The organism is Pontibacter rufus, from assembly GCF_015694705.1.
Classification (GTDB): Bacteria; Bacteroidota; Bacteroidia; order Cytophagales; family Hymenobacteraceae; genus Pontibacter; species Pontibacter rufus.
Genome location: NZ_JADQDR010000002.1, coordinates 376,895 through 393,631, shown reverse-complemented (window position 1 = coordinate 393,631; position 16,737 = coordinate 376,895). Strand labels below are relative to the sequence as shown.

The window sequence follows — 16,737 nt, the reverse complement described above, 5'->3', positions numbered from 1 at the left end:
TACCGTTTTCTATGAATTCCGGGGGCATATTACATGCAGCACATCTGATGGGTATTTATTAAAAGAATTAATAAAACAGACAATTTATGAGAAAAATAACTACGCATTATTGGGGAAAGTATGGTTTAGCTTTTGCGGCATGCTGTATTTCTCTTTCCGGAGCAGCTACCGGCTATGATAACCCTGACTTAAGGTCTGCAATGTATCTTAAAGGAGAAGCCGGTACTTCACCTTTAGACAAAGCTCTGTCTGGCCGCGCAATGCCTGCCGTGCAGGAAATGGCAGTAACCGGAAAGGTTACCGACGAGAATGGGGCAGGCTTGCCCGGTGTAACAGTGCTGCTGAAAGGAACTTCTATAGCTGCTCCCACAGGCGTTGATGGCAATTATACGATTACTGTACCGGATGGCAGTGGTACCCTGGTGTTCTCTTTTATTGGTTACGTAACACAGGAAGTACCGATAGGAAACCAATCCGTGATAAATGTTAGCCTTAGTACTGATGCAAAGGCACTGGAGGAAGTCGTGGTAGTGGGATACGGTACGCAAACCAGGGGAACGGTAACGGGTGCAGTAGGTACTATTCAGTCCAAGGAGATAACCAGAACACCTGCCGTAACTACATCGCAGGCATTGGTTGGTAAAGTGCAGGGCATTACGGCACGGCAGGCTGATGCAAGGCCCGGAGGCGCTGCAAGCATTCAGATACGCAACATGGGCGACCCTTTGTACATTATTGATGGGATTCCTTCAGATGCAGGCCAGTTTAATAACCTCGGCATCAACGACATTGAGAATATCTCTATATTGAAGGATGCTTCTGCTGCTATCTATGGTTTACGGGCAGCAAATGGCGTAATACTGGTTACTACAAAAAGAGGCAAGGCAGGGGAAAAAACAGCCATTACTTTATCAGGTTACTATGGCTTGCAAAATTTTACCCGTTATCCTAAGCCTGCCAATGCTTACCAGCATGTGCTTGGCCTGGCGGAGTCGGAACAAAACCAGGGCAGGCAGCCCAACATAACGCCTGAGGAACTGGCCAAATGGCAGGCAGGTACTGAAAAGAACTACCGCAGCTTCGATTATTATGATATGGTTATGCGGCCCAATGTGCCGCAGTATTCTCTTAATGCCAGCGCTTCAGGCGGCTCGGAGAGCGTTAACTACTATTTCTCGGTAGGGCATCTGGACCAGGAGGCGCTTATCAGAGATTATAACTTTAACCGCACCAATTTCCAGGCAAACATAGACGCCAGCTTAATAAAAGGATTAACGGTTGGCACGCAACTTAGTGGCCGTATTGAAGATCGGCACCAGGTGGGAGTTCCGGGCCTGGATGATTACTTCAACCCGTTCCTGAGTATTTTTACCATGTGGCCCACCGAAAGGCCCTATGCCAACGATAACCCTAACTACATAAATCAAACACATAATGTGAACGTGAATCCTGCTACCTATCAGGAAGATGTTACCGGTTATGTAGATGAGATTTGGCGTAACGTACGGGGGAATTTCTATGCTGAGTATGACTTCGATTTTGGTTTAACAGCCAGGGGAACTTACTCGTACGGGTTTACGAACTTTGATTTTGATGGCTTTGAGTATACCTATGATGCTTATAAGTATGATGAGGCCACTGATACCTATACCACGGACCCGGCCTGGGGTAACCAGAACCCCTGGAGAGAGCGGCGCAAACGAAACATTGTAGATCGTTTTGCTCAGTTTCAATTAAATTACAACAAACAGTTTGGCGACCACAATGTGTCGGCAGTGGCTGCTTACGAGCGCTACGATACAGATAATAAATATCTGGTAGTGCATACGGTGCCACCCAACAACTACATTCCCATTCAGTATTTCCAAAACCAGGATCTTCTTATCGATGAGTGGAACGTACAGGCCAGGGCAGGCTATATTGGCAGGTTGAACTATAATTACAAGGAGAAGTACCTTCTGGAAATTTTAGGCCGCTATGACGGTTCCTTCCTCTTCGCGCCGGACAGCCGTTGGGGATTGTTTCCGGGCGTTTCTGTAGGATGGAGAATTTCAGAAGAATCTTTTGTCAGGGATAATGTTGGCAGCTTCCTGAGTGATTTAAAGCTTAGAGCTTCCTATGGTAAAACCGGAAGTGACCGTCTGAATGATAACTGGATTGTATCTCCGTTTAGTTACCTGCCAGGGTATAACTGGGCCAGCGGCAGTGCTGTTTTCAATGGTAACCTGGTTACAGGCCTTCAGCCGCGGGGGCTGCCCATCACAACACTTTCATGGGTAACTAATATTACGAAAAACGTCGGCATTGACTTTGCCTTATTCGATAGTAAAATATCAGGCCAGTTCGATGTATTTGAGCGCAGACGTACGGGACTGCCTGCATCAAGGTATGACGTGTTATTGCCAAGCGAAGTAGGGTATGGCTTGCCGAATGCCAATCTTAACTCTGATGCACATCGTGGTGTTGAGGGAGCGCTGGCATACAGAGGTACAACCGGTGATTTTAATTACTCGCTGGGAGTGAATGCGACCTTATCAAGACTGAGAGATCTGGAAACATACAAGCCCCGCTTCGGAAACTCGTGGAATGAGTACCGTAGCTCCATTGAAGATCGCTGGGCGAATATTAACTGGGGCTACCAGGTCATAGGCAGATTTCAGTCTCAGGAGGACATAGATAACTATACCGTAGATAATGACGGACAAGGTAACAGAACGCAACTTCCCGGCGACTTTATTTACAAGGATGTAAATGGCGATGGGATTATAAACAACCTGGATGAAAGGCCCATCGGGTATGCAGAAGGCGCGAATCCTTACATGAGCTTCGGCATTAACGGAAGCGTTGCCTGGAAAGGATTTAGTCTTTTCATCGATTTTGCAGGAGCTAACTATCAGAGCTTTCAGCGCAACTGGGAGTTAAAGTTTCCTTTCCAGAATAACGGTACTTCTCCGCACTTCATGCTTGAAGACCGCTGGCACCGCGAAGATCCGTTCAATGCCGACAGCCCATGGTTGCCTGGAACGTATCCCGCTATTAGAAAAGATTATACCAGCCATGCGAACTTCCGCAAAAATGATTTCTGGGTAACCAATGTGCGGTACATACGCCTCAGAAATATTGAATTAGGCTATTCCTTTCCGCAAAGCCTGATAGAGAAGGCTGGTATAACGGGGCTGAGAGTTTATGCAAATGCCTCTAACCTTTTCTCAATTGATAATGTGAAAGAGTTGGAAATCGATCCTGAAATTTCTTCAGGAAACGGCCTGGTATACCCGCAGCAAAGGCTATATAACTTTGGTTTTAACTTAACGCTGTAATAAAATTAACAATATGAGAAATATAGCTAAATATATAATTTTTAGTGTATCCCTGCTTTCTCTTTCTGCCTGTGAGAAGGAGGAGTGGCTGGAAAGGGATGCACCCAACATTGTGTTGGAAGAGCAGGTATGGAACGATCCGAAAATGATCACGAGCTTGCTGGCTAATTATTATAACCGCCTGCCTGCTCATACTTCCCTTACTACCGGATGGCAAAGCTTTGCTGACTATGATGAAGCCATATGGTCTGGTAATGGGGAAGGTGGAAATAATATTGTTTCCTACAATTTTGACAGGTGGAGATTATGGGACTACAGCCTGATCAGGGATATTAACCTGGCGCTTGAAAGCATAGAGAAGTATGGAACAAACCTTTCTGCTGAACAAAAGACGCAATTTTCTGCTGAGCTAAGATTTTTGCGGGCTTATCAGTATTTTGAGCTTGTGAAAAGAATGGGTGGCGTACCACTGGTAACGACTCAGCTTATCTATGATTTTAGCGGAGATCCTTCTCCGCTGCAGCAGCCAAGAGCTACCGAAGCAGAGGTGTATGATTTTATAGCCAGTGAGCTGGATGCCATAAAGGATAACCTGGGAAATGCAGGCAGTAACACCCGTGCTAATAAGTATACAGCGCTTGCGCTGGAAAGCCGTGCCATGTTATATGCCGGATCAATAGCCAAGTATAACAACCTGATGGACGCTCCTATCACTACTCCGGGAGGGGAAGTAGGAATCCCTGCTTCCAGAGCGGAAGGATATTATATGAAATCTCTAGAAGCTTCCGAGGAAATCATCAATAGCGGAGCATACGCTTTGTATGAAAGTAATCCTGATCTGGGCGAAAACTTCTATGAGGCTGTTTCCAAAAAGGCGAATAATCCGGAGGTGATTCTGGCGCAGGACTTTTTAACAGCCAAGGACAAGCGGCATTGGTTTAGCTATGATAACTTTCCGCGCTCTATCCGCGAAGATAACCTGGGCTCATCCGCTATTACCCCAACGCTGAATCTGGTAGAAGATTTTGAATACCTGGATGGAAGCTCCGGTGAGTTAAAGACACGCACAGCTGATGGCAGTGATTTTATTTACTATGATAACCTGGATGACATTTTTGCTGACAAAGATGCGAGGTTATATGGTACCCTTATCTACCCGGGCGCTACCTTCAAAGGCCTGGATGTGCAGATACAGGCTGGCGTAAAGGTTTGGAATCCGGCTACTAACAGTTATGAAACAGTAGAGTCAAATGATCTGGGATCCATGTATAGCGACGGTAAATTACTAACAGGAGCCGGCGGACCACAGCGTTCACAAACTGAAGTTACCAATACCGGGTTCTATCTGAGGAAGTTCCTTGATCCTGCCCCCATGGCCAGCACACGTGGTATACGGAGTGATATGTGGTGGGTACGCTTCAGACTAGGTGAGATTTACCTGAATGCCGCTGAAGCTGCTTTTGAACTCGGGCAAATGGATAAGGCGGTAAACTATGTAAACCAGGTGAGAGAAAGGGCAGGTTTCGGGCCTAACAGCTTGACTTCTTTAACGATGGACAGAATCCGGAACGAACGGCGGGTGGAACTTGCTTTTGAAGACCACCGCGTGTGGGACCTCAAACGCTGGAGAATAGCGCATGAAGTATGGAACGGAAGCACAAGTAACCCTGATGCCATGATGTATGCCCTGTATCCTTACCGTGTGGTTCGCCCCGGCGACCCGCGTAATGATAAGTATGTTTTTGTAAAGCTGGTGGCGCCAAGGTTCAGAGCGCCGCGTAACTTCCAGATGGGTAATTATTATTCTTCCATTGATCAAGTTGTTTTAAATAATAATCCCAAAATAGTTAGAAATCCATTCCATTAATTTAAGTTTATGAAACTAAGAGGAATATCCTATATAATAATAGCGTTGGGCGTAATGCTTACCGCTTGCGAAGTAGATAATTATGAGCCTCCAAAATCTATCTTAGAAGGACACGTTGTTTATCAGGATCAGCCGGTAGGTGTACGATCAAATGGTGTTCAGCTTGAGTTATGGCAGCCGGGGTTTGAGCTGTTTCAGAAGATACCAGTGTATGTTGCGTATGACGGCTCCTTCTCCGCGGCGCTGTTTGATGGCGATTATAAACTGGTTCGCTTAAGAGGCAATGGCCCCTGGGTAGACAATACCGATACCATTGACGTACAAGTGAGGGGCAACACTGTTATAGATGTTCCTGTAGAGCCATACTATACTGTCAGCAACGAAACATTCCAGGCAAGCGGTAATACTGTAGCGGCATCTTTTACCATAGATCAGGTTAACGCTAGCAGAGAGCTTGAACGGGTAACGCTCTACATCGGGACAACCGCTATTGTGGATGTAAATAACAGCATTGTAAATGTGAGTCTGAACAAAGATGCTATAGCGGATCTGAATGCACCAATCAATCTAAGCCTGGAGCTTCCTCCAAATTTGTCTGGCAGAGATTATGTCTTTGCCAGAATAGGTGTAAAGACGTCAGGTGTTGAAGAAATGCTATATTCTCCGGTTCAGAAGATCGAACTATAATAAAGCAGAAATCATAACAAACGCTGGTGCAGAGAGGCTTTTTGCCTACCTGCACCAGCGTTTGTTTTAGTACGTATGTCGTGTTAACTCACTTATACCTGTTAATTTGCGGTACCATGCATGAGTTATACTTGTGAAAGTTTATAAGTGACTGCAGCGAATCAGCGCTTCTTAGCGTAAGAACTCAGATGCCTGCTGTAAATTTGCAGGTTTAGGTATTAAATTGATTAAAAAGAATGGATAATATGAAAACTGCTTTTCTATTCGATCTGAATGGAACCCTGATTGACGACATGCATTACCATGCCAAAGCCTGGCATCAGATACTGACAAATGATTTAGGCGCCGACCTGACCTGGGAGGAAGTAAAAAAAGAGATGTACGGGAAGAACCGGGAGGTACTTGCCCGGATTTTCGGGGAAGACCATTTCTCAGATGAGGAAGCACATAAGTTGTCTGTGGAAAAGGAAAAGTATTACCAGCAAGCCTACAAGCCGCACCTGAAACTCATAAACGGTTTGCAAGATTTTCTGAAACAAGCTGCTGCGCACCACGTGAAAATGGCCATTGCCTCCGCTGCTATTTCCGATAATATAGATTTTATAGTGGATAACCTGAATATACGGCACTACTTCGATGCTTTTGTGAGCGCCGACGATGTGGAGACAAGCAAGCCAGACCCCGAAACTTTTCTGAAGGCAGCTGAAAAGCTGCAGACAAACCCGGCGGATTGCATCGTTTTTGAGGATGCCCCCAAAGGAGTAGAGGCGGCGCAGCATGCCGGCATGCAGTGTATCGTCATCACGACGGCTCATCCCAAAGAGGATTTTAAGCAGTATGATAATGTGCTTGCATTTATAGATGATTATGAAGATCCATTTATAACAAATTACTTCTTGCAGCACGCATAAATTTTAGCAGATAGCTCTATAAAACAGAAGAAGCAGATTTTGAGTCTGCTTCTTCTGTTTTATAGAGCTATTTGTCTTTCCGGGATGATCAGAAGGTGCGGTTTACCTGATAGTATACTTCGCTCCAGCGCAGCTCATTCTGCAGCTGTCTTAAACGGGTTTCTTTATCTATTAGTACACACTCGATGCCTGCCATGTCAGCAAAATCCTGTAGCTGTTCAGCGCTCAGGTTCTGGCTGTAGCAGGTATGATGCGCTCCGCCGGCCAAAATCCAGGCGGCGCAGCCCGTTTTCATGTCGGGGTATGGTTTCCAGAGCACACGCGCCACCGGCAGGTTAGGCAGGTCATGCTGCGGCTCCACGGCTTCTACTTCGTTTACCAGCAGCCGGAAGCGGTTGCCCATGTCGATGATGGAAGCATTCAGGGCCGGCCCGCCTGCTACATTAAATACCAGGCGTACGGGGTCAGCTTTGCCGCCTATACCCAGCGGATGAACCTCACAGGATGGCTTACCATTAGCGATGGATTCGTCTATTTCGAGCATGTGAGAACCAAGCACCAACTGGTTGTTCGGATCGAAGTGGTATGTATAATCTTCCATAAAAGCGTTGCCGCCCTGCAGGCCGCTACCCATCACCTTCATGGCGCGTACCAAAGCTGCTGTTTTCCAGTCTCCCTCTCCGGCAAAGCCATAGCCTTGGCCCATCAGGCGTTGCGCAGCAATACCAGGCAGCTGAACCATACCATGCAGATCCTCAAAGGTGTCAGAGAATCCTTTAAAGTTACCTTCCTCCAGAAAGGTGCGCAGCCCGAGTTCAATTCTGGCAGCATCCTGAAGGGAGCTATACTTGTCGCCGCCCTTTCGCAGAGCAGCCACCACGGCATAGCGCTCCTCATATTCCTGCGTCAGCTGGTTCACGGCAGCGTCGCTGATTTCATTTATCACCTTTACCAGATCACCAATGCCGTAGGTGTTCACCGAGAAGCCAAACTGCATTTCAGCCTCTACTTTATCACCTTCGGTTACGGCCACATAGCGCATGTTATCGCCAAAGCGTGCAAATTTAGCGCCTTGCCAATCGTGCCAGCCGCAAGCGACACGGCTCCAGGAACCTATCTGCTCCAGCACCGCTTCCTCCTGCCAGTGGCCTACTACTACCTTGCGGTTCAGGCGCATCCTGGACACCATAAAACCAAACTCGCGGTCGCCATGGGCACTCTGGTTCAGGTTCATGAAGTCCATATCGATAGAACTCCACGGAATGTCGCGGTTAAACTGCGTGTGCAGGTGCAGCAGGGGCTTTCTGAGTATTTTCAGTCCGCCGATCCACATCTTTGCAGGCGAGAAAGTATGCATCCACGCTACCACGCCCACACAGTTATCAGCTACATTGGCCTCCTGGCAGATGCGGTAAATTTCTTCTGTTGTTTTTACTACGGGTTTAAACACCACCCGTACCGGAATTTGTGTAGCCTGGTTCAGGCCACCGGCAATCTGCTGTGAATGCTCGGCTACCTGCTGTAGTGTTTCCTCACCATATAAATGCTGGCTGCCGGTTACAAACCATATCTCAAATTGTTTTAAGTCAAGCATCATTATAAGTGTTTTATTTACATTAATTTCATAAAGCAGAAAATAAGGCATTGCAGCTGATTTACTGCAATGCCTTATGATAAACTTAATACCAGAAGAAGTAGTATAGCAGGCCGATTATCAGGATAACGCCTGCAGCCCCGATGTTGAACGGTGTTCCTGTATCGAAGAGCACCGGATCCGAGATAATAGCTTTTTTGTCTGCTATAGCCATTTTAGCGTTAGTATATAAAATGATACCCAGCATCAGAAAAAGTACAACCAGCATATAAGCGGATTCGATGCCCAGATAACTGTATTCTCCGGATAAAACCAGTACGGCCACCAGTGAAACTATACTGAGCGCAAAAAAGAAGTACGAGAAATTCACGAGCTTTCTTTGTCTGCCAGGCGCTGGCAGTGGTATTGTTACCTTATGGCCTTTTTCTACGAAACTAATCACAGAGGCAATTACGCAAAGTATGATAAACACATAGCCCATGCGCATTAAGAAAGGCATATCGGGGGTTACAATCTTGAATAGTATACCTGCAGGTATGGTGGCGATAGCAGTCCACAGGGCTGCATTGGGCGTAATTTCTTTCCAGAACAGTCCCATACCAAATACAACCAGCACACCCGGATAAATAAACCCGGTATACTCCTGGATATACTGGAATACCTGGTCCAGCGAATTGAGTTGCGGGGCCACTATGGCGGCAATAATCAACGCGACAATGGCTACAATCCGTCCCACACGCACCAGTTGCAGGCCTGATGCTTCAGGTTTAAAGTATGGCCTGTAAATATCCATCGTGAAAATAGTGGAGGTACTGTTTATTATCGAAGCCACTGAAGACACAACGGCTGCGGCCAGTGCGGCAAAGGCTAGTCCTCTTATGCCTGACGGTACGAAGTTCTTCAGCAGCCAGGGGTAAGCCTCATCTGATTTACTGATGGTGCCGATAGCTTCAATAGGTTTGCCCAGCAGAACAGATAGTTCCTGTGGCGTATACTCGTTAATGAGCACAAAGGCCGCAATACCAGGTATAACTACAATCAGGGGCATCAGTATCTTCAGGTAAGCAGCGAAGAGGAGGCCACGCTTGGCTTCGTTGATGCTTTTGGCCGCAAGGCCCTTTTGAATAATGTATTGGTTAAAACCCCAGTAACCCAAGTTGGTAGCCCACATGGCACCTACAATAACTGCCACGCCGGGCAGGTCCAGGAAAGCGTCCCTTGTTCCGCCTGAGCTGTCCGGCACCGAAAGATAGTCCTGCGGTATAATCATGGTAAAGTGCGGCCGGGCAAGTTCATATAAATTGCCTAAACCGGCCAGAATGCCATCGCCGGCCCCAACAGCATCCAGGGCGAGAAAGGTAGTAATGAGGCCGCCGCTTACCAGCACTATCACCTGCACTACATCTGTCCAGGCTACAGCTTCCAGTCCGCCATAAATGGAGTAGATTCCGGAGAAAATCAAAATGCCGATGATACCATAAACAAGCGGTACGCCCATGATCTGTTCCATGGCCAGCGCGCCCAGATAACTTACCGAAGTCAGGTTCACAAACACATAAACCAGCAGCCAGAAGACGGCAAACGCCGTGCTCACGCCCCTGTTAAAGCGTTCGTTGAGGAACTGCGGCATGGTATAAATGTTTTTCTCTATAAATACCGGCAGAAAGTATTTGGCCACGATAATCAGGGCAATGGCCGCCATCCACTCATACGCTGAGATGGCCAGGCCAATGGCAAAACCCGAGCCGGAGGTGCCGATAAAGTGTTCGGCAGAGATGTTGGCTGCTAGCAGCGACGAGCCAACTGCCCACCAGGGGAGGGACTTATCTGCAAGAAAGTATTCCTGGGCAGTTTTTTCAGTTCCCTCTTTCGTCCTGGATACCCATAGCCCCATAAAGAGGATGATAATGGCATAAAGGATAAAGATGGCGTAATCAAGTGTAGAGAATCCGGCGGTCATGTAAGAAGAGGTTTAGTGTTACAGTTCAGTTTGATTTATTAAGAGTGTAAGAAATCGTTAAATAAATTAATCATTCCTGTTTATGCAGGAACAGCTTCCGCTTTAGCAGCTGATTTTCCCGGCGGGATAGGGACAGGAGAGCTTGCGTGTACTTACGCCAGCTCTGATTTTCTATCTGCAGGCTTTCTCTTGTAACGGGCTTAATGTTTAAACCATAATCGCTTCATTATAGCTGTTTTATTCCGGATACGCTACTTTTCTTAAATAAAAATTAAAATATTATTGCCCGTAGTAGGAGTCAGGGCCATGTTTTCTTTCGTAATGTTTTTTGATAAGCGAATCCTGCAGGCGTGGGGCATCGTGCCGTATCTGTTCCGTCAGGCAGGCCATGCGGGCTACTTCCTCCAGCACTGCACTGTTGTACACCGCTTTAGCAGCCGTTTTGCCCCAGGTAAAAGGGGCATGGTTGCCTACCAGCACCATCTCCACTTCCTCATAGCTCATGCCTTTCTCCTGCAGGTAATCCATAATCTGGAAGCCGGTCTGGTATTCATAGTCGCCCTGTATCATCTCATCGCTCATCGGCGGGGCGCAGGGTATGTTCACGGTATTATGATCGGCATGGGTGGTGCCATAAATGGGAATGTCGCGCTGCGCCTGCGCCCAGGAAGTAGCGTAGGTGGAGTGGGTGTGTACAATACCGCCTATGTTTTCCCAATGCTTGTAGAGCACGGCGTGTGTTTTGGTGTCGGAGGATGGCCGGAGGCTTCCTTCCACGGTTTTGCCGTCAAAGTCAACGATCACCATGCTGTCCGGCGACAGATCTTCATAAGGAACACCGCTGGGCTTGATGGCAAAAACGCCCAAACTGCGGTCGGCGGCGCTCACGTTGCCGAACGTAAACAGCACCAGCCCGAGTTTGGGCAGCTGCATGTTGGCATCGTAGGCGGTTTGCTTGATGTGCTGATATTGGCTCATGTATAGCGTGTTGAGTAGGGATATAAATTAAAGCGATGTTTTCCTGTATAATAATGCGCCGCATAACACAGCTTCATTTTCAAATTTATACATCTTCGAATTTCTAAATCTACTTATCTGACCACTTTTTCCTGAATATCGGTTACCTGGACCTGCGGCGTAGAGGACAAAGCTTCGATAACCTCGCCATGTGCTTTATACTTCAGATAGCGGCTGGCATAGATGCCGGTGCGTGCAGGGTCCGGCTTGTATTCGGCATCAAAACCCTGCCCCATGGCGGCCATGGCCTCGTCTACTTTGGGGTAGATGCCGGCTGCTGTGGCAGCAAACATGGCTGCGCCGATGGCGCAGGTCTGCTCTGATCTATGGATGCGGATGGGCATATCCATCACATCAGCCATCATCTGCATAATAAAAGGCGACTTCCGGGCTACGCCTCCCATACCTATCAGGCCTTTCACCGGAACGCCCTGCTCGTTAAAGCGATCCACTATTTTTTTTGCACCGAAGCAGGTGGCTTCTACCAGGGCCTTGAACACGCGGGGGGCATCGCTGCCCAGGCTCAGGCCAAGTATAGCGCCTTTCAGCAGTTGGTTGGCATCGGGGGTGCGGCGGCCATTAAACCAGTCGATGGCAAAAGGGTCGTTTTCTGACAAGGGGATTTGCTCAGCCTGGTTGCTTAGCGCCGGAATGATGTTGTCGGATAGTTCGTTGAAAAGCGCCGCTGCCGTATCGCCGGATAGCACCTCCGATTGCGAAAGCAGGTTTTGCAGTGGCCAGAGCAGCAGCTTCCGGAACCAGGCATAGGTATCGCCAAAAGCCGACTGACCCGCTTCCAGCCCCATCATACCTGGTATGACAGACCCTGGTACCTGGCCGCAGATGCCCCGAACCAGTTTATCTTCCACTTCTGCTACGGGGGCTACCAGCATATCGCAGGTAGAGGTACCCATTACTTTACTTAAGTGATAGGGCTCAATCTGGCCACCTACGGCGCCCATGTGTGCGTCAAACGCGCCTACGCCTATCACTACTTCTGTAGAAAGCCCCAGGCGCTCCGCCCATTCCGGGCTCAGGGTGCCAGCAGCCTGATCAGAAGTATAGGTGTCTTTAAATAGTCTTTGCGTATATCCCTGCAGCAAAGGATCGAGAGATGAAAAGAACTGATCCGGCGGCAAGCCTCCATAGGCTGCCGCCCACAACGCCTTATGCCCGGCAGCGCAAACGCTCCGTTTCATCTGTGCCACATCGGTGCCGCCTGTCAGCAGAAAAGGTATCCAGTCGCAGTGCTCTACCCAGGAGTAGCAGGCGTTCCGCACCTGTTCATCGGCACGCAGCACGTGCAGCAGCTTGGCCCAGAACCACTCTGAGGAGTAAATACCCCCGACATACTGCAGGTAATTTGTATCGAACCTGGTAGCATGAGCGTTGATTTCTGCCGCTTCTGTTACAGCCGTATGATCTTTCCAAAGCACAAACATGGCATTAGGATTTTCGCTGAAGGCGGGTAGCAGGGCCAGCGGCGTACCGGCCCGGTTTACGGCAATTGGTGTGGAGCCTGTGGTATCTATGGAGATTCCCTTTACAACTGCAGCAATGGTTGAGCCGGCTTTCTGAAGGCACTCTTTTAAGGTATATTCCAGCCCCTCCACATAATCCAGCGGGTGTTGCCTGAATTGATTTTGCGCCGGATTGCAGTATAGCCCCTGTTGCCACCGTGGATAATAATATACCGAAGCAGCCACTTCTTCGCCATTACGGGCATTAACGAGCACAGAACGAACAGAGTCTGTGCCATAATCCACACCGATTACATATTGGTCTTCACTCACGAGCATGTATAGTATAGTTTTCCGTGTTAAATTAACACTTAATTTTTGAAATAAAAAAGTGTCCTTTATAGATTTTCTGTTGCCAGCTTAAACCAGAAATTTCTCCGGGTTAGGTATAAATTTAAGAAAAGCCTGGAAGTCGCTGCTATACTTGTCCTGATCGAGCTTGTAGAAGAAAGCCCCTTTTTTAGAACTCTCTTTCTCTTTGTCTCTTTGCTTTATGAATAATCCTGTCGACAGAAACTTTCTTGTAAAATTACGTTTGTCAAATACGGTGTCGTAAAGGCCCTCATACAAGGCCTGCAGTTGCGGGAAAGTAAACTTCTCGGGCAACAGCTCGAAAAGAATAGGATGCAGGGCTGCTTTGTACCTAAGCCTGTTTTTGGCCATATCCACCATTTGCTTGTGGTCAAAAATAAGGTCCGGCATCTCATTCAACGAAAACCACTCGGCGTTATACTCATTGTTGATCTGCTTTTCATACTTCTGAATGTCGATCAGGGCAAAGTAGGTTACAGCTATGGTTCGTTCCACAGGGTCGCGGTTCAGGGCGCCGAATGTATGTAGCTGCTCCAGGTAAACGTTTTTCAAACCAGTCAGCTGCTCCAGAATCCGGTTGGCAGCTTCGTCCACACTCTCGTGGGGCTGTACAAATCCGCCCATCAGGCTCCACTTTTGCTTTTCAGGCGCGAAACCCCGCTGAATAAGTAAGAGTTTGTATGCCTCGCCATCAAAACCGAAAATAATACAGTCAACGGCGACGAGCATTCTGGATTGTCCGGAGTATTTTAGCATAAAGTAGAATCAGGTGGGAAGATGGCGCAATATTATTTCAGCGTTTAACAATATCTCAAAAATAACTACTTAAGTTTACTTATATAGTATAATTTATAAAAAACATCAGGACTTTCATTCCAACTTTTCTACATAAGGCATTCTGTAAGGGAAGTATTCAACGGAACAGTATCGGAAGTGACGGGTAGCAGACTTTGCCTTGTCCTTTATTTTAGTTGACAGAAATTCGACTAAAATGAGGGACAAAGTTTTAAAGAACGTATTGTAACAGAGTATTTGGTCTTTGGGTTGAGTTACCACTTTCATCAAACTCCGTTTATACTTCTATGCTTTAAGCTGATTTCTTGCTTCTCTTGCTTAGAAGTACCACTACTCCAAACCCTATGACAAAGGGTAATGCTTCTACTTAAGTGGCAATCATGATATCTTCAGTGCTAAAATAGCATTGGAGGAAATGTTTGTTATACTTCGGTGTCAGGCTATTTTGCTATTAACCAGGTATTTTACATCAGTTTTGGACTGGCGCATACTTGGTTATCACAACATCAGCTCCTGAAGATGCCCCATTTTTCTCATGCGCTTCATTTTCGTTCTTCGTAAAGCTAATGGTAAGAGCCGGCATGGCTGATGCGGTTTGATTTTGCTGATGAACAAGTAGGCCTTTATCTTTTGCCAACTTCAGCACACGAAGTACTTCATCTGCCATTTTATCATCAAAACCTGGGCTCATTTCGTAGTGGAGTGAACCACTTTTTGTTATTCCAAACTTTACAATAGCTATGCCCTCTGCTTGCGTAGCAGGATAACGTAGGTTTTCTGCCAGAAAGTTATCTATAGTATGGCCTTTCGATGCTGACGCATGAGCTCCCATCTCTGTGACGACCACATCAGGCTCCGAATCAGATTCAGAATCTTTCTTTTTCTTGCCATCATCAATTATAAAGCGAATGGTCAGGTCCAGGGCTGATGAAACGGGATCGCCGTCTACTTGGGCCGGAATCCAGTTCCTCTTTGTTAGCTTAAATACTCGGGTAATTTCGTCTGTTATTCTCTCGTCGTTCACGGCCGTGCTGAAAAGGGGGCCCATCTGTTTGCCGTTTTTGTTGATAAGCAAGTGCACCTTTACGTTGCCTTCAAAGGAGGATGCGGCCGGAAAGCGCAGGTTTTTGGCTAAGAATTTTTCCAGCGGCATATCCTTCAGCGTCGGCTTTATATTAACTTCATCATACTTGTAAACGTCCTTTAGTTTCTGCACTTCTTTCAGTCCGGATACATCCAGCTGTCGTGGTGCTTCTGCCGCGTTTGAGCCCAGAAACTGTACAGGCAACAATAATTTGGCTGCTACAGGTTGTCCGTCTTTTAAAGAAGGTCGCCATTGCCCAGATGTAGCTTTTAGAGCCGTTATTGCTGCTTCACTAAGTTTGGCAAGTATAGCTCTGTTCCCGAGGCCGAAAGTAGCAGCATCCATGTAATCCAGTTCCGAGCCGGGGCCAACGGTTTTCTTCAGCTTTGTTTGTTCCAGCTTTATATTCGATACACTACCATCTTTCTCTACTGTAAATTTTACCACGACGCGTGCATCCAGGTTTTCCTGCGCGGCCTCAGCAGGTAGCTGTAAATGTCGCTGCATCGTTTGTACCAAGGCTTCGGGGCCGCCTTTAAACTGTGCCATCTGATTGGCCTTGGCCGCTGTGGCGGCTCTTTCGGCTTCGCTTAATGCAAAGCGGATGGGCAGCGTGTAGCGGACGGCTACTAACTTGCCATCTTGTTCGCCCGGTGTCCAGAGACCGTCCATGAGTTTTACTACGCGCGCAGCTTCCTTGTCGGTGCCGCCGCCTAGCTTCTTCAAAATCTCTATGTCTTGCAGGGTGCCATCTTTCTCAACTACAAAACTGAGCACTACCAGGCCTTCTAAGCCGGCATCCTGCGCCTCCTGCGGATAGCGGATGTTGCTGCCCAGGAACTTCATCATTTCTGTGTCGCCTCCTTTAAATTGTGGCATCTGCTCCACATAAGTATAAGGCTTGGTGTCGTTTGCCTGCAGCACTTTGGCAGCGGATTGCGCCTGTGCCATTGGGCTGGCAAGTATGGCGAAACTGACCAGCACAAGGGTTAAAAATCGGTTAACTGTGATGTTCTTTTTCATAATAATATCTTTAGTTGTAATTAGGGAAGGGCATAGAGAAGCTGCTTCAGCCGAAAGACAGACTGAAATAGTGTTTAATTAAGAAAAGGCTGGTATTTTACTTGATTGTATACCTGATGGGCAGGGTATATTTTGTGCGTACCGGCACGCCATTCTGGCTACCCGGCTTCCAGTCGCCGCTCATCAGCTTCACCACGCGTATGGCCTCCTTGTCGGTTTCGGGACTGAGGCTTTTTAAGGTGCGGATGTCTGTAATGGAGCCATCTTTTTCCACCACAAACGAAAGGACAGTTAACCCTTCCACGCCAGCTTCCTGAGCGGCCTTAGGGTATTTTATGTTGCTTCCCAGAAACTCCAGCATAGCTGCTTCGCCGCCCTTAAACTCAGGCATTTGCTCTACAAAAGCGTAAATCTCTGAGGTATCAGCTTTTTCGGCGGTTATCTCTTCTCGCTCCTGTTTCTGCTCTTGCGCCGTTATAGCCGGTTCTTCGTCGGTGGAGCAGGCGGCCGTAAACAACAGGCATGTGAAGCATGAGAAAATAAGCGCTGTTTTTGTTTGCATGAGCTTTTTCATGATTTTTGTTTTTAGATGTTGGAGATCTTTTAAACTGCTAAAACTTTCGGCACTCAACTTCAAAGCACACCTG

Annotated in this window: 11 protein-coding genes; 4 read left to right on the top strand and 7 right to left on the bottom strand. The window is 47.4% G+C overall.

Going from position 1 to position 16,737, the window contains the following annotated elements; translation table 11 throughout:
* Positions 1 to 86 precede the first annotated feature (86 nt).
* The 4 genes from I2I11_RS05970 to I2I11_RS05955 all read left to right on the top strand — a co-directional run bounded on the left by I2I11_RS05970 (position 87) and on the right by I2I11_RS05955 (position 6,785).
* Positions 87 to 3,320: a SusC/RagA family TonB-linked outer membrane protein gene (locus tag I2I11_RS05970; RefSeq protein WP_230679922.1), complete on the top strand. Its 3,234-nt coding sequence runs from the start codon at positions 87 to 89 to the stop codon at positions 3,318 to 3,320.
* A 13-nt stretch (positions 3,321 to 3,333) separates the two neighbouring features.
* Positions 3,334 to 5,187 carry a RagB/SusD family nutrient uptake outer membrane protein gene (locus I2I11_RS05965; protein WP_196266751.1) on the top strand — a complete coding sequence of 618 codons (1,854 nt, stop codon included), beginning with the start codon at positions 3,334 to 3,336 and terminating at the stop codon, positions 5,185 to 5,187.
* Positions 5,188 to 5,196: 9 nt separating this feature from the next.
* Positions 5,197 to 5,874, top strand: a complete 678-nt coding sequence (locus I2I11_RS05960) for a DUF3823 domain-containing protein (protein WP_196266750.1) — start codon at positions 5,197 to 5,199, stop codon at positions 5,872 to 5,874.
* Positions 5,875 to 6,110: 236 nt separating this feature from the next.
* A complete protein-coding gene (locus tag I2I11_RS05955) occupies positions 6,111 to 6,785 on the top strand; it encodes an HAD family hydrolase (protein WP_255531353.1) in 675 nt (224 codons plus the stop codon).
* A gap of 88 nt (positions 6,786 to 6,873) precedes the next feature.
* Here I2I11_RS05955 and araA read toward each other — a convergent pair whose 3' ends face one another.
* The 7 genes from araA to I2I11_RS05920 form a co-directional block, all read right to left on the bottom strand.
* On the bottom strand, positions 6,874 to 8,379 hold the full coding sequence (gene araA / locus I2I11_RS05950) for an L-arabinose isomerase (protein ID WP_196266805.1): 1,506 nt from the start codon (positions 8,377 to 8,379) through the stop codon (positions 6,874 to 6,876).
* An 85-nt stretch (positions 8,380 to 8,464) separates the two neighbouring features.
* Positions 8,465 to 10,339, bottom strand: coding sequence for a sodium:solute symporter family transporter (locus tag I2I11_RS05945; RefSeq protein ID WP_196266748.1), 1,875 nt, complete (start codon positions 10,337 to 10,339; stop codon positions 8,465 to 8,467).
* 279 nt (positions 10,340 to 10,618) lie between these two features.
* Positions 10,619 to 11,317: an L-ribulose-5-phosphate 4-epimerase gene (locus I2I11_RS05940; protein WP_196266747.1), complete on the bottom strand. Its 699-nt coding sequence runs from the start codon at positions 11,315 to 11,317 to the stop codon at positions 10,619 to 10,621.
* A gap of 113 nt (positions 11,318 to 11,430) precedes the next feature.
* Complete coding sequence (locus tag I2I11_RS05935) at positions 11,431 to 13,155, bottom strand: ribulokinase (RefSeq protein ID WP_196266746.1); 1,725 nt, start codon at positions 13,153 to 13,155, stop codon at positions 11,431 to 11,433.
* Positions 13,156 to 13,236: 81 nt separating this feature from the next.
* Positions 13,237 to 13,944 carry an NUDIX hydrolase gene (locus I2I11_RS05930; protein WP_196266745.1) on the bottom strand — a complete coding sequence of 236 codons (708 nt, stop codon included), beginning with the start codon at positions 13,942 to 13,944 and terminating at the stop codon, positions 13,237 to 13,239.
* A gap of 508 nt (positions 13,945 to 14,452) precedes the next feature.
* Entirely contained in the window at positions 14,453 to 16,090 is a 1,638-nt protein-coding gene (locus I2I11_RS05925; RefSeq protein WP_196266744.1) for a TonB family protein, read from the bottom strand.
* A 97-nt stretch (positions 16,091 to 16,187) separates the two neighbouring features.
* A complete protein-coding gene (locus tag I2I11_RS05920; RefSeq protein WP_196266743.1) occupies positions 16,188 to 16,664 on the bottom strand; it encodes an energy transducer TonB in 477 nt (158 codons plus the stop codon).
* Positions 16,665 to 16,737: the final 73 nt, after the last annotated feature.